Source organism: Planctomycetia bacterium (assembly GCA_034440135.1).
Classification (GTDB): domain Bacteria; phylum Planctomycetota; class Planctomycetia; order Pirellulales; family JALHLM01; genus JALHLM01.
On record JAWXBP010000002.1, the window covers coordinates 1 to 13289 of the forward strand.

Annotated in this window: 15 protein-coding genes; 8 read left to right on the forward strand and 7 right to left on the reverse strand. The window is 61.4% G+C overall.

Annotation, left to right across the window (positions count from 1 at the left end):
- The 4 genes from SGJ19_00020 to SGJ19_00035 form a co-directional block, all read left to right on the forward strand.
- Positions 1 to 208: amino acid--tRNA ligase-related protein (locus SGJ19_00020; protein MDZ4778620.1), on the forward strand; the 208-nt coding region annotated here is incomplete at its 5' end.
- 75 nt (positions 209 to 283) lie between these two features.
- Positions 284 to 1858, forward strand: a complete 1575-nt coding sequence (locus SGJ19_00025) for an ABC transporter permease (GenBank protein MDZ4778621.1) — start codon at positions 284 to 286, stop codon at positions 1856 to 1858.
- 109 nt (positions 1859 to 1967) lie between these two features.
- The gene (locus SGJ19_00030; protein MDZ4778622.1) at positions 1968 to 2651 is read left to right on the forward strand and encodes an ABC transporter ATP-binding protein; all 684 of its coding nucleotides are present in this window, start codon (positions 1968 to 1970) and stop codon (positions 2649 to 2651) included.
- Between the two features lie 216 nt (positions 2652 to 2867).
- Positions 2868 to 3302, forward strand: coding sequence for a YraN family protein (locus SGJ19_00035; protein ID MDZ4778623.1), 435 nt, complete (start codon positions 2868 to 2870; stop codon positions 3300 to 3302).
- Positions 3303 to 3315: 13 nt separating this feature from the next.
- Here SGJ19_00035 and arfB read toward each other — a convergent pair whose 3' ends face one another.
- Entirely contained in the window at positions 3316 to 3768 is a 453-nt protein-coding gene (arfB, locus tag SGJ19_00040; GenBank protein ID MDZ4778624.1) for an alternative ribosome rescue aminoacyl-tRNA hydrolase ArfB, read from the reverse strand.
- 104 nt (positions 3769 to 3872) lie between these two features.
- On the opposite strand from arfB, the gene SGJ19_00045 reads away from it, so the two are divergent.
- Positions 3873 to 5300, forward strand: coding sequence for a PQQ-binding-like beta-propeller repeat protein (locus tag SGJ19_00045; GenBank protein MDZ4778625.1), 1428 nt, complete (start codon positions 3873 to 3875; stop codon positions 5298 to 5300).
- A 188-nt stretch (positions 5301 to 5488) separates the two neighbouring features.
- Here SGJ19_00045 and SGJ19_00050 read toward each other — a convergent pair whose 3' ends face one another.
- Together SGJ19_00050 and SGJ19_00055 are read right to left on the reverse strand one after the other, a co-directional pair.
- The gene (locus SGJ19_00050; protein ID MDZ4778626.1) at positions 5489 to 5839 is read right to left on the reverse strand and encodes a hypothetical protein; all 351 of its coding nucleotides are present in this window, start codon (positions 5837 to 5839) and stop codon (positions 5489 to 5491) included.
- Positions 5818 to 5952: a hypothetical protein gene (locus tag SGJ19_00055; protein MDZ4778627.1), complete on the reverse strand. Its 135-nt coding sequence runs from the start codon at positions 5950 to 5952 to the stop codon at positions 5818 to 5820. The genes SGJ19_00050 and SGJ19_00055 overlap by 22 nt, the downstream gene beginning before the upstream one ends.
- A gap of 343 nt (positions 5953 to 6295) precedes the next feature.
- Here SGJ19_00055 and SGJ19_00060 point away from each other — a divergent pair, with 343 nt between their 5' ends.
- Complete coding sequence (locus SGJ19_00060; protein ID MDZ4778628.1) at positions 6296 to 6460, forward strand: DUF3309 family protein; 165 nt, start codon at positions 6296 to 6298, stop codon at positions 6458 to 6460.
- Positions 6461 to 6587: 127 nt separating this feature from the next.
- Here SGJ19_00060 and SGJ19_00065 read toward each other — a convergent pair whose 3' ends face one another.
- The 3 genes from SGJ19_00065 to SGJ19_00075 form a co-directional block, all read right to left on the reverse strand.
- Positions 6588 to 7841 carry an MFS transporter gene (locus SGJ19_00065; GenBank protein ID MDZ4778629.1) on the reverse strand — a complete coding sequence of 418 codons (1254 nt, stop codon included), beginning with the start codon at positions 7839 to 7841 and terminating at the stop codon, positions 6588 to 6590.
- Positions 7838 to 8392: a Uma2 family endonuclease gene (locus SGJ19_00070; protein ID MDZ4778630.1), complete on the reverse strand. Its 555-nt coding sequence runs from the start codon at positions 8390 to 8392 to the stop codon at positions 7838 to 7840. Before SGJ19_00070 ends, SGJ19_00065 begins: the two co-directional genes overlap by 4 nt.
- 141 nt (positions 8393 to 8533) lie before the next feature.
- Entirely contained in the window at positions 8534 to 9496 is a 963-nt protein-coding gene (locus tag SGJ19_00075; GenBank protein ID MDZ4778631.1) for a deoxyhypusine synthase family protein, read from the reverse strand.
- A gap of 331 nt (positions 9497 to 9827) precedes the next feature.
- On the opposite strand from SGJ19_00075, the gene SGJ19_00080 reads away from it, so the two are divergent.
- Positions 9828 to 10589: a response regulator transcription factor gene (locus SGJ19_00080; protein ID MDZ4778632.1), complete on the forward strand. Its 762-nt coding sequence runs from the start codon at positions 9828 to 9830 to the stop codon at positions 10587 to 10589.
- A gap of 124 nt (positions 10590 to 10713) precedes the next feature.
- Here SGJ19_00080 and SGJ19_00085 read toward each other — a convergent pair whose 3' ends face one another.
- Positions 10714 to 11379, reverse strand: coding sequence for a DUF1080 domain-containing protein (locus tag SGJ19_00085; GenBank protein MDZ4778633.1), 666 nt, complete (start codon positions 11377 to 11379; stop codon positions 10714 to 10716).
- Positions 11380 to 11573: 194 nt separating this feature from the next.
- On the opposite strand from SGJ19_00085, the gene SGJ19_00090 reads away from it, so the two are divergent.
- Positions 11574 to 13076, forward strand: a complete 1503-nt coding sequence (locus tag SGJ19_00090) for a methyltransferase domain-containing protein (protein MDZ4778634.1) — start codon at positions 11574 to 11576, stop codon at positions 13074 to 13076.
- The last annotated feature ends 213 nt before the right edge of the window (positions 13077 to 13289 follow it).

Here is a 13289-nt window from a genome sequence, read left to right on the forward strand (position 1 = left end):
CCGCACGCAGCTGACCGGCCAGAAGGAAGAGGATTCCATGGCCAAGATGGATCACGATTTCATCCGCGCCCTGCGCCACGGCATGCCGCCGGCCGGCGGGCTGGGGATCGGCATCGACCGTCTGGTGATGCTGCTCACCGGCAGCGCGTCGATCCGAGACGTGATTCTGTTTCCGCTGCTGCGCGAGGAAAAAGAAGCAGGAGAATGACGAATTTCGACTACGTTCCCTAGAACGTGCGACTGAATAGAAGACGCTTACCGGCAACGCGCGAAAGGATTCGCCATGTATAAGTTCTTGCTCTGTTGGCGCTATCTGCGCACACGGTACATCGCTTTGGCTTCGATTATCAGCGTCACGCTCGGCGTGGCGACGATGATTGTGGTTAATAGCGTGATGGCCGGGTTTTCACGCGAGATGCAGACCCGCATCCACGGCATTCTCTCCGATGTCGTGCTGGAGTCGCAGTCGATGACCGGGTTCTTCGACCCGGACCGGCACATGGCCATGGTGCGGGACATCGCCGGCGACGACATCGAGGGAATGACTCCCACGGTCCACGTGCCGGCGATGCTGGCGTTCAACTACACGGGTCAGCGCATCGTGCGGCCGATTACGTTGATCGGCATCGAACCCGCGACGTACGGCAATGTCGGCGATTACAGTCAGTATCTGCAGCATCCCGAGAATCAAAAGAACTTCAGTTTCTCGCTCCGTGACGGCGGCTATCGGACGCGCGATCCGAATGCGAAGGATGCGCCGGAACGCCCGCAGATGGAGGATGCCGGCTGGAAGATGCGCCGTCGCCGCGCGGAACTGGATCGCCGCTGGCGCGAAGAAGATGCGCGACAAGCCGCGGAACTCGCCGCGGCGACGGCGAAACTGGAATCGCCAGATGGTATTGTTGCGTCGCCGACGGAAGAGAGCGTAGCGGACCCCTTCAAGTCGGCAGGCGCTACCGTCGAGCCGGAAGCCGCGGAGTTTGATCCCGCAAAAAGCACCTGGCCGGGGATTGTACTTGGCATCGGTTTGGTGAACTATCAGCGCGGCGATGGCGAGGAGCACTTCCTTTGTCTGCCCGGCGATGATGTGACGATCACCGTGCCAAGCGCCTCGTCGATGGATACCGAAATCAAAGGGACGTACGACTTTTTTACCGTCGTCGATCTCTATGAAAGCAAGATGAGCGAGTACGACTCGAGCTTTTGCTTCGTGCCGCTCAAGAATCTGCAAGAGTTGTTGCAGATGGTCGACAAGCCGACCGGCATCGGCTACGCCTCGGCGATTCAGATCAAGCTCAAGCCTGGCGTGAATCCGGACGTCGTGCGAGACAAGCTCCGGGCCGCGTTCCCCGAGTTCTACAGCGTGCAAACCTGGCGCGACAAGCAGGGGCCGCTGTTGGCCGCGGTGCAAATGGAAACGGCAATCTTGAACGTGCTATTGTTCTTGATCATCGCCGTGGCTGGCTTCGGCATCCTGGCGATTTTCTACATGATCGTCGTGGAAAAAACGCGCGACATCGGCATCTTGAAATCGCTCGGCGCGCCGGGTCGCGGAATCATGGGTATTTTCCTGACGTACGGACTGTCGCTGGGCACGGTCGGTTCCGGCGCTGGGATGGTGCTGGGGCTATTGTTCGCGCTGAACATCAATGAAATCGCCGGGCTACTCGCCTGGGTCACCGGCCAGGAAGTGTTCGATCCTTCGATCTATTACTTCTATGAGATTCCCGTCGATATCTCGCCGTTCACGGTGAGTTGGATCGTGCTCGGCGCCGTGGCTATCGCGGTGATGGCCAGCGTACTCCCAGCGCGGCGCGCCGCGCGACTGCATCCGGTGGAGGCCCTGCGATATGAGTAACACGCCATCGCTCCCTACGACCGATTCCTCGCAGCGTCGGTCCCCGCGCGCGCCCCATCGCGTCGCGCCATCGCCCGCACCGCAGCTTCCTCGCTCGGGTGAAACGCAATTGTCTGCGCGCCAGGTGAAGAAAAGCTACCGCAAAGGGCAAGTCACGATTCCCGTGTTGCGCGGAGTCGATCTGGAAGTCCGGCGTGGCGAGTTTCTGGCCATCATCGGCCAAAGCGGGTCCGGCAAGAGCACGTTGTTGCACTTGCTCGGCACGCTCGACGCTCCTGACGCCGGCGAGATTCACTTCGGCGGACGGCGGATTGACAACCTGCCGGCGCGCGATCGCGATGCTTTGCGCAATCGGCAGTTCGGCATGATCTTCCAGTTTTATCACCTGCTGCCTGAGCTGACGATGTTGGAAAACGTCCTCGCGCCGCAGATGATCGCGTCCGGTGTGTTTCAGTATCTGCGCCAGCGCAAGGCGCATGTGGAAGCGGCGACGCAATTGTTGTCGCTGGTCGGTCTGGAACATCGGCTCAAGCACAAACCGCGTGAGCTGTCCGGCGGCGAGATGCAACGCGCGGCGATCGCCAGGGCGCTGGTCACCGGCCCCGAAGTACTGCTGGCCGATGAGCCGACCGGCAATCTCGATCACCAGACGGGCCGCGAGATCCTGCATTTGCTGCGCACGCTGAACCGCGCCCAGCACCTGACGATCTGCATGGTCACGCACGATCTTTCGATCGCCCAGGAAGCCGACCGGATCGTGCGACTCGCGGAAGGCCAGGTCGTGGAAGCGTAGCGCCACGCTTATACTAGCCCGTAGCGCCAGCGAGGGAGGGTTGACGACGGTGATAGCTTGACATGAACGCCAGATTGACGTTCCAGTTCGCCAAAACCGTTATCGATCGCAGGTATACGGTCTACTCGGCGTATTCGATCAGACTATCACCCACATCCTCTCTCCCTCGCTGGCGCTACGGGCTGGTGTTGCGTTGACCGAAACCTGGAGTTAACGATGCTGCGCGTACTATGGAACGAAATGCTCGCGCGCATACGTCGGTATCTTGCTCCCCAGACTTTGGGCCAGCGCGGCGAGATAGCCGCGCGCAAGTTGCTCCAGCGGAAGGGCTACAAAATCGTCGGGGGCGGGGAAAGGGATTTTCTCGGCGAGTTGGATCTCGTCGCCGTCGATGGGCGCACCGTGGTGTTCGTCGAGGTCAAGACGCGCGCCACGCACGACGCGGGACATCCGGCCGAAGCGGTCGATCAAGACAAGCAGCGCCGCTTGACGCGCCTCGCGCTCAGTTATCTCCGGCGACATGGCCTCTTGGAAAACGCAGTCCGTTTCGACGTGGTGGCGATCACCTGGCCGACGAACACGAAGCAGCCGACGATCGAGCACATTGAAAGCGCTTTTCCGGCGGTTGGGCGCGCTTCGATGTTTAGTTGAATCAGCTGGCCCGCTACTCGTCGTGCGCCGTGTTTCCGGTGCGGCGGTCGCGTTTTTTGCTGGAGAGTTGTTTCTTCTGCTTGAGCCGACGCTCGATCATGCCGCGCGTGGGCTTGGTCACTCTACGGACCACCGGGCGTATTGCGGCTTCTGCGAGCATTTCGCGGAGCTTTTCCAGGCAATCATCGATGTTCCGCGCCTGGTCGCGATACCGTTGACTGACGACCAGCAAATCTCCTTCGCGCGTCATGCGCCGGCGCTGTTGCGTGGTCAGTCGAACGCGCACTTCTTCGGGGACGCTGGGACTTGCGAGGAGCGGCCAGCGGAGGATCGCCTTGCTGTTGACTTTGTTGACGTTCTGCCCGCCCGGGCCGGAGCTGCGCGCGAAAGTGAACTCAAATTCGCTCCGCGGAATCCGCAGGCGATGGTTGACGACGAGCAGGTCGGATTTCGAGGCGTCGTCCATGGTTAGCGAAATGTCTGGCGATGGAAAAAGGGGCGCTGGCTCGTCGCAGGGGCGATGCTGCATTATACTCCGCGAAAGACCTGCACTTCACAGGGGCGTTTCACGTGCGTTGGTTGTCGTTTTTTCTGGCGTTGGCCTTGGTCAGCTTCACCGTAGCCTCCGGCTTCGCCGCGGAGACGGTTGCGTTCGATCCGGCGAAGGACGACTTTCCGGAGGATTTACGCACGCGCCGCACCGGTCAGGATTGGCCCGCGTTTCTCGGTCCGCACGGCGATAGCAAATCGAGCGAGCGGGGTATTCTGGCCCCCTGGCCTGCCGAGGGACCACCGATCGTCTGGCAGCACCGGGTTGACACCGGCTACGGGATGCCGAACATCAGCCGCGGCCGATTATTTCAGTTCGAGCGCATCCGTGACCAGGCGGTGCTGATTTGCCTGCAGAGCGAGACCGGCGAGGAGCTGTGGAGGTTCGCGTATTCGACCGATTATCAGGACCTTTACGGCTACGACAACGGCCCGCGCTGCTCGCCGGTGGTCGACGGCGGTCGGGTGTACCTCCTCGGCGCGGAAGGAATGCTGCACTGCGTTCGGGCGATCGACGGCGCGCTTGTCTGGAAAATCAACACACAGACCCAATTCGGCGTGGTGCAGAATTTTTTCGGTGTGGGCAGCACGCCGGTGATCTTTGAGGACTTGCTACTCGTCCAAATTGGCGGCAGCGCGCTGGCGGATCAGGCCGCGGCGCCAGGCCGACTCGATCAAGTCGATGGGGCAGGCTCCGGCGTGGTCGCCTTCGACAAATACACTGGCGCGGTGCGCTATAAGCTTGCCGATGAACTGGCGAGTTATGCCGGCCCGACGTTGGCCAATATCAACGGACGCGATTGGTGTCTCGTTTTTGCGCGGGGCGGCTTGTTTGGCTTTGATCCGCGGGCTGGGAAACTCGATTTTCAATTCCCCTGGCGCGCAAAGATTCTGGAAAGCGTGAACGCCAGCAATCCGGTCGTCGTGGGCGACCAAGTGTTGATTTCCGAAACGTATGGCCCCGGCGCCGCGCTGTTAAAAGTGCGCCCCGGCGGTTACGACGTCGTCTGGAGCGACGAAGATCGGACCATTCGCAACAAGCGCTTGCAGACGCACTGGAACACGCCGATTCACGTCGACGGCTACGTCTATGCATCGAGCGGCCGACACAGCGAGAACGCGGAACTGCGCTGCTTGGAATTTGCCACCGGCAACGTGAAGTGGAGCGAACCGGGCCTCACGCGGTCGTCGCTCTTATACGTCGACGGGCATTTCATTTGCCTCGCCGAGCGCGGGATGTTGTCGCTGTTGAAGCCGAATCCCGAACGTTATGAAGAGATTTCGCGCGTGATGCTCCTCGACCAGACTTCGACCGACTCGCCGCCGGGCTTTCCGCCGCCACCGCTGATCCGCTATCCCGCTTGGGCCGCGCCGATTCTGTCGCACGGGCTACTCTATGTCCGCGGTCGTGATCGGCTGGTGTGCTTGGAGCTGATTCCGCGGAAGTGAAACGAGGTGGGCGACGCTTATACTAGCCCGTAGCGCCAGCGAGGGAAAGAGGACGTTGGCTTACAGCGAGGAGTTCAAACTCTCGGTTGCTCTGCGTTGAGGGCAACTGAGAGTTTGATCTTCCTCGGTACGCGACGTCAACTCTCCCTCGCTGGCGCTACGGGCTAGTGTGGGAAAAACAGCGAGGGCTACTCGGTTTTCTTCTTCAAGACGAACATGTTGGCCTTGTTATCTTTGGTCGATTCGAGCTTCTCGGGGTAGTCGGCGGAGCCTTCGTCCATTACGTAGACCATCGTCAGCTTGTCGTCCTTCATTTCCATCAGCCCTTTGGCCTTAGGGCCGGCGCCGAAAGGGGACTCCGTCATTTCCATGTCGAACTTGACCGGCCACTTGTCGCCGTCGAGTTTGTACTTCATCACGAACTTCCCGGCGGTCTCTTCGCCTTGCAGCGTGATGGTCTCGTCGGTGATCGTGATTGTCCCCTTGAGGCGGTCTTCCGTCACTTTCTCGCCCAACTTCAGACCGGATTCGTATCCCACTTGCCGACGATCGCCTTGGCGTCGAACTTGGCCTCGTCTTCCTGCTTGTCTTCAGCCCAGGCGGTCGCGGTGAGGCTCAAACAGAGGGCCGCCAACGTCATCCACTTGTACATCCCAGATCTCCGTCAATGCTTCCAGGGTTAGCTGCCTGTCCCGTCGCGCGGCGGGAATTCAGGTTGCGCACCGCGCGCGGGGCGATTCGCCGCCGCGCAGGTTGCATTAAGCCTACGCAGTCCGCCCTGGAACCGCCAGCCGGAATTATCGAATCCGGAAATGAGCGTTTCGTGAGCGCCGCCGCGTCAAGCTGATCGTCGCCGGCTCAGAGTGTACGCGGAAACGACCCGGAATCACGCGAAATGCCGTTGGCATGACGATTGCTATGGTCATTTCATCACGATCGAAGCCACCACCTTCGGTCCTTCACCACAACGCACACCTGTCAGGTAGGAGTATTCCATGGGTCTGGGAACCATTCTGCTCATCGTCGTCATACTACTGTTGCTCGGCGCCGCGCCGACGTGGCCGCACAGTCGCAACTGGGGTTACGGTCCGAGCGGCCTGCTGGGCCTGGTGCTCGTGATTATCCTGATCCTGGCCTTGCTCGGGCGATTGCCCTGGTAGCCATGCGGCCGGTCGGCCCGGCGGAGAGGACGTTGCTTCAACTTCCATCCAAAACGAAGTTAGCTCGCGCGACGCATCACTGCCCCGAGCGCCGCGCGGGCGCACTAACTTCCGTGTTTGGGTCGAGTCACCCGACCGCAACGTCCTCTTCCCCGGGCTGAATCGACTGTTGTCTGGCTGAGTAGAGTCGCGTCAAAATCACACTCGCGATGACAGCGAGCGCCGCGCCGAGGCCAAATGCTCCGGCCGCGCCATGGCTTCTGTAAAGTGCGCCGCAGAGCAAATTGGCCGGCAGCGCGACGATGCCCAAGGCAAAGTTGAACCAACCGAACGCCAGTCCGCGTCGCGCGCCCGCGTATTCCGCGACGAGTGTTTTTTCGGCCGGCTCGGTGACGGCGTAATGCAACGCATACACGCCGAACAGCGCCCAGGCGTGCCAGGCCGCCGTGGCGAAGGCAAAGCCAGCGTAGATCAAAGCATAAGCAATCCATCCACCGAGGAGCATCGGTCGTGGCCCAACGCGATCGGTGATTCGTCCCGCGATCAGATTGCCGCCGCTCTTCATCAGATGAAAAGCGCACCACAGCGTCGGCAGCCATACCGGCGCGACGCCAAGCTCTTCGGCGCGGACTAGCAGGAACGCGTCGCTGGAATTGCCCAGCGTGAATACAACGATCGCCGCCAGCAGCCAGCGAAATCGCGGATCGAAATGGCTACGCGACGCCGAGCGATGGACGGGCTCGGAAGCCGAAGCCGGCCTCGTATTTACTTGCGGCGATGATTCTCGGGGCGGTTCGCGCAAGCCGAAGATGGCGATCGACACCACCAGCAGGCCGGGAATCAGTGTCAGCAAGAACAGCGCCCGATATTCGCCCGGCCACAGGAACAGGAATCCGGTCGCCAGTAGCGGCCCGATCGCAGCGCCGAGGTGATCCATCGCGCGGTGGAAGCCAAACGCCCGCCCGCGAATTCCCGGAGGCACCGACTCGGCGATCAACGCATCGCGCGGCGCGGTCCGCACTCCCTTCCCGACGCGATCGGAAAATCGCGCGGCGAGCACGTGCCAGGGCGCGGCGGCGATACCGATCAACGGCCGCGCCAGGGCCGCTAACAAGTAGCCAAAAACGACAAATCCCTTGCGCCGTCCCAAGCGATCGGACCAGGCGCCGGCAAACAACTTCAACAGGCTCGCGGTCGACTCGGCGATCCCTTCAATCACGCCAAGGAATAGCTTGTCACCTCCCAGCACGCCCAACAAGAACTTGGGCAACAGCGGAAAGATCATCTCGCTGGCGATGTCGTTGACCAGGCTGGTCAAGCCCAGCAGGCGGACATTGCGCGGGAGCGCCGTAGACGGCGGAGTCTCGTCCGGAATGCTCACACGAAGAACTTCTTGGCCGGCACGGCGAATTCCTCGCCGAGCACCTCCGGCAGCTTCAATTCCGCATCGCCGGACAAAGATTCCGGCTGGCGATCGCCGCGGAAAACCTGAATGGTTTCACGCGCGGGATCAAACACGCAGACGACGATCACGCCGGCGCGGAAGTACTCGGTCACTTTCTCCAGGACTTCCGCCCAAACGTCGCTGGGCGATAGGACTTCACATGCGAGGGGCGGGACGGCCTTCCAGTAACCCGGCGGAAACGGCTTCTCGGGGATTTGATCGTGCCGGTAAAACGCGATATCGGGGCCGCGAACCGAGTCTGGATCCCGCGCAGTGATACAGCCGCTGTCGTTTCCGACAACTCGACCAATGTCGTGGGTTGCCAGGTAGGAGCGAAGGATGAATCCAATTTCGATACAAACAAGTCCGTGCGGCTGTCCCGGCGGCGTCATATAAATAATCCTTCCCTGCACCAATTCCTTCGGCTGATCGCCGCGTGGAATGGCAAAAAACTCTTCGGCGGTAAGTAATGCTTCAATCGTTGCCATATGCTTCCAACTCCGCGTGTCTCGATACGAGCGCGATAGCGCTCGTTCCACTACTATCATACTTCTCCCAAATATGGACCGGCAATAGAAACCCCCTCCCTCTGCGTCTCAGCGCCTCCGCGGTTCAAAGCGTATCGAGCCCTATTCCCCGAGCACGTAAGAAAAAATCAGCGGCGCCACGATCGACGCGTCCGAGTTGATCATGAACTTCGGCGCTTCGGGGTCCAGCTTGTGCCAGGTGATTTTTTCGTTCGGGACCGCGCCGGAGTACGAACCGTACGACGTGGTCGAGTCCGAGATCTGAGCGAAGTAGCTCCACAGCCGGACTTTCTTTTCCAGGTCCTGGATGATCAGCGGCACGGCGCAGATCGCGAAGTCCCCCGCGATGCCGCCGGCGATTTGGAAGAAGCCGATCTCGTGCTTCGGTGTGTTCTCCAAGTACCAGCGGACCAGGTGCTCCATCTGCTGCGTGCCGGACTTGATCGCTGAGTGACTCTTCACTTCCCCTTCCAACACGCGGGCGGCGAAAATATTTCCGAGCGTCGAATCTTCGAAGCCCGGCGTGTAGACCGGAATCTTCATCTCGTAGGCGGCCCAGACCCAGGAGTGCTCCTTCGGCAAGTGGCGGACGCGGTCGATCACGCCGTCGTCGAAGAGCCGATAGAAGTATTCGGTCGAGAAGTACGACTCGCCCTTGTTCGCGGCCTCGACCCAGTACTCCAGCAATTTGCCCTCGATATCGCGGATCACCGTTTCCGGGATGCAGGTATCGGTCACGCGATTGAAGCCCGCGTCGCGCAGCTCAACCTCGGCCTCAGTGGAAAGCGCCCGCCAGTCCGGGACGACTTTGTAGTCGCGATGGGCGACCAGATTGAAGATGTCTTCCTCGAAGTTCGCCGCCGTGGTGGAAATCGCGTGCACCTTGCCGGCCCGGATCATCTTGGCCAGCGAGATGCCCAACTCCGCGGTGCTCATCGCTCCGGCCATGGCCAGCAACATCTTGCCGCCGCCGTCGATCAATTCGCACCATGCCTCGGCCGCCGCCACGGTTTCCCGGGCGTTGAAGTGCAGGTAGTGCTTCCGCATGAATTCCTTGACCGACATGTCAAACTCCTCAACGCTTCCAGGGAACGCGACCGCGAACGAAACCGGGAGTATACCGCTGAACAGCAACGCCTTCTACCGGCGGATTGGCCCGCGAAACACGCGAAAGGACGCGAAAAACTGAAGCGATCGAACGACGGGCGGATCGGTCCACGGAACACACGGAGAACATGGGAAAGAATCCAAACATTCCGTGTCCTTCCTTGGATCGCTCGATAGTTCTCCATTTTCGCGTCATTTCGCGTGTTTCGCGGGCACTTCTGTACGTTGTCGGGCTGTGGCAAGCGTGCGATACTTCATTCGTCGCTTCCGCGTTCCTGGAATGATCTTTGTGAATCCATCGCTTGCTTCCGTGCCGGTGAAAAGCACGCGCCATGTGCTCGTCGTGGAGGACGAGCAGCACCTGGCGATCGGCATCAAGTTCAATCTTGAGGCCGAGGGCTATCGCGTCACCGTAGCGGGCGACGGACCGACGGCGCTCAAGTTCGTGGAACAAGGCACCGAGCCGGTCGACCTGGTGATTCTCGACCTCATGCTGCCGGGCATGAGCGGGTACACCGTCTGCGAAACGCTGCGCGAAGCGGGCCACGTCTTGCCGGTGCTGATCCTGAGCGCGCGGACCTTGGCGGAAGATCGCACGCGCGGCTTCGATGTCGGCGCAGATCAATATCTGGAAAAGCCCTTCGATCTGGACGAGTTGATCGCGCGCGTGCGCAATCTACTCGCGCGCCACGCCCACACGCCGTGGATCGGGCTCGATCAGAAAGTCGGCGACTCGTTTGAATTCGCCGCCGGCCGCGTGAAGATTAACTTCAACACCTTCAAAGTCGCGGTCCGCGACGAGCCCTGCCGGTTGACGCATATGGAGATGAAGCTCCTACGCTACTTCGCCGAAAACGAAGGCTCCGTCGTCAGCCGTTCGCAGTTGCTGGACAACGTCTGGGGCCTCTCCAACAGCCCCACGACGCGCACCGTGGACAACTTCGTGATGCGACTCCGTAAATACTTCGAACTCGATCCCGCGGAACCGCGGCACTTTCTGAGCGTCCGCGGCGCGGGATATCAGTTTGTCGCGGAGCCGGGAAAGAAGTAGGTAGTAGGTGAAGTAGGTAGTAGGTGAAGGAGGTAGTAGGTGAACGAGGCGCGCGTTCGCCGCGCGGCGTCGATCCACGCTTAATTGAACCTACTTCACCTACTTACTACTTCACCTACTCCACCTACTTTCCTTTCCTCACCGCCACGTCCTTGAAGAAGACGGTCGAGTCCTCATCGTGATTCTGCAGCCCGAGGTAGCCGGCTTCGGGCCGGGGGCCGGGTTCCGGATCGCCCATGCCGCCGCGCGGGTTGAGCTTGGGGACCGGATCAGCGGGATTGAAATCGGCCACATCTTCGCCGTTCAGCTTGGTGTGGACGAGATTGCCGTCGAGCGTGATCTCCAGCGTGTTCCATTCGCCGGACGGTTTCGACGGCTTCGCTTTCGCCGGCGCGAAGGAATAAACGCTGCCCGTCATCCGCAGCGGCTGATCGCCGTCGATGATCTGCACTTCGTAGCCGTGATGCACGGCGTACCAGGGATCGTCCGGCTTGTCGGCAATGCGGATGTACACGCCGGAGTTATCCGCCCGCTTGGTCGTTTTGAACACGATGCGGATGGTGCAGTCGCCGAACTTCTCGCCGGCGAACCACAGGAGGCCCATGCCCCCTTCGGTCTTCATCAGGCCGTCCTCGACGACGAATTTGCCGGGACCGATGTGTTCCCAGCCGTCCAGGTTTTCGCCATTGAACAGCGGTTGCCAGTCCACTTCGGCCGGCTCAGCGGCAGGCAGGGCGGCGGGGAACGCCAGCAGGGCGGCTAACCATAGCGGGGTGAGCAGCGATTTCATATGCGGCCTCGACAGGGAAATGTGGGCGAAATGCGCTCCATGAAGTTACGGCACGATCGCCCGCCATGCAATCGCCGGAACCACCCGATCGGGCTAAGCAACTCGTCTGGCCCCCGTTTCCCCGTTCCGATAAATTGCCCGCTCAAGGAATTCAGATATTCGGCCAGTCCTCCAGGATCGCGAAAGGAGTCGCGGTGCCGTTCGATTGCCAGCGCGCGCCGGCCCAGCCGTCGCTCGCTTCCGTGGCGTCGGAGCCCAGCCTGCAGCGCCTCGATGCGCAACAGCTCACGCGGGTCTCCGTGTTGCTACCGCTCTCAACGGGCGCCACCGGCGTGACAGCGAAACTGCGCGCGTGGCTCGATCACTTGGACGGTCGCCAGGGCGAGATCGTGGTGGTCGCCGACGGCTCGGCCGGCGACGCTTGGAAAACAGTCGCCGAACTCGCCTCGGTAGACGAGCGCGTCCGACTGATTCGGCACGCTCGCCGCGGCTTTGGCGAAGCGCTCCGTAAGGCGATTCAGCAAATGCGCGGCGATATTGCGCTGATTGCCCCGCTCGACGCCGCGCCGGTTGATACGAATCTCGACGCCTGGCTCCGGCCAATCCGCGGCGGACTGGCCGACGCCGTCCTCGCCGCGCCTTCGAGTGCCCCTCCGCGCTCCGTTTCACGGCCACGCCCGTTATTGGCTCAGCGAATGACGACGCGCTGTCTGAATGCGATGTTCGGGCTTTCGCTGTCCGAAGGCTGGAGCGCTCCGATCGCGGTCCGCGCCGACGTGCTACGCCATCTGCGGCTCACGAGCCACGGCGACGAAATCGTCACGGAGTTGATTTGCCGCCTCGCACAATGGGACGCGAAGATTCGTGAGATTGCCTGCGACACGCAGTCGCTGCCGCGCCGGGCTGGACTGCTTCGCCATCTCATGCGCGCCGTGCGTTGCCGCGCTTGGGACACGCAATTCACGACGCACGCCGGGTTCTACATCCTGACCGCGGTCGCGAAAGCCGATCAGTACAACCGCTGGATCGTCGACCAGGTCCGGCCGTTCCTCGGCCGCCGTGTGCTAGAGGCCGGCGCCGGCATCGGCAATCTCAGTCAACTGTTCGACGATTGCGAGCGCCTGGTGCTTGCTGATCGCGAAGAGGTCTATCTCGACCGGCTCGAACAACGCTTCGCCCACGACGAACGCGTCCGCGTGATGCCGGTCGATCTGACAGCGGAAGCGGACGTCGAAGCCTGCGCGGCGGAGCGCATTGACACCATCTTCTGCTCTAACGTGCTGGAGCACCTGGAGCCCGACGAGCAAGTGCTCCGGTCCTTCGCCGCAGCGCTGCAGCCGGGCGGACATTGCATCCTCGTCGTGCCAGCCGGCGAACGGCTCTATACCGGCATCGACGCGGCACTGGGGCATTTTCGCCGCTACGAACCGGCAGCGCTGGAGCGGAAGCTCTCGAACGCCGGCCTCGACGTCGTGTTCACGCACCGCTTCAGCCGCCTGGGCACGCTCGGCTGGGCCGTCTCTGGGCACGTGCTCCGCCGCCGTACGCTCTCCCCGCGGCAGATGATCTGGTTCGACCGCTTGTTGCCAGTGGCCCGGTTGCTGGAACTCGTTCTGCCGGTGCCCGGCATGTCGCTGATCATGGTCGGCCGGAAGCCGTTACGCCCAGCGGTTCCGCAGCAACGCCGGGCTGCTTAGAACTGGCGCCTCCACTTCCTCACGCCAGATACGCATGTCAGGTGGTAGCTGAGCACGAAGACTTTTGCTCGGCGAATTGGCGCCTTTGGCCGTTGAACTCAGCCCCGGTAGGGCCGACAGACAATAGCCAGGGGTGCAAACCCTCATCCTTACCCACATTTTTGTCGGTTTTCCGCGTATTGCATGACGATCGCGAGTTTGTTGAAGCCGTGC

Coding starts and splice junctions, on each gene's coding strand:
- SGJ19_00075 (MDZ4778631.1), bottom strand. CDS start 9,496: ATGTCGGTCAAGGAATTCATGCGGAAGCACTACCTGCACTTCAACGCC.
- SGJ19_00085 (MDZ4778633.1), bottom strand. CDS start 11,379: ATGAAATCGCTGCTCACCCCGCTATGGTTAGCCGCCCTGCTGGCGTTC.
- SGJ19_00070 (MDZ4778630.1), bottom strand. CDS start 8,392: ATGGCAACGATTGAAGCATTACTTACCGCCGAAGAGTTTTTTGCCATT.
- SGJ19_00060 (MDZ4778628.1), top strand. CDS start 6,296: ATGGGTCTGGGAACCATTCTGCTCATCGTCGTCATACTACTGTTGCTC.
- SGJ19_00025 (MDZ4778621.1), top strand. CDS start 284: ATGTATAAGTTCTTGCTCTGTTGGCGCTATCTGCGCACACGGTACATC.
- SGJ19_00035 (MDZ4778623.1), top strand. CDS start 2,868: ATGCTGCGCGTACTATGGAACGAAATGCTCGCGCGCATACGTCGGTAT.
- SGJ19_00055 (MDZ4778627.1), bottom strand. CDS start 5,952: ATGTACAAGTGGATGACGTTGGCGGCCCTCTGTTTGAGCCTCACCGCG.
- arfB (MDZ4778624.1), bottom strand. CDS start 3,768: ATGGACGACGCCTCGAAATCCGACCTGCTCGTCGTCAACCATCGCCTG.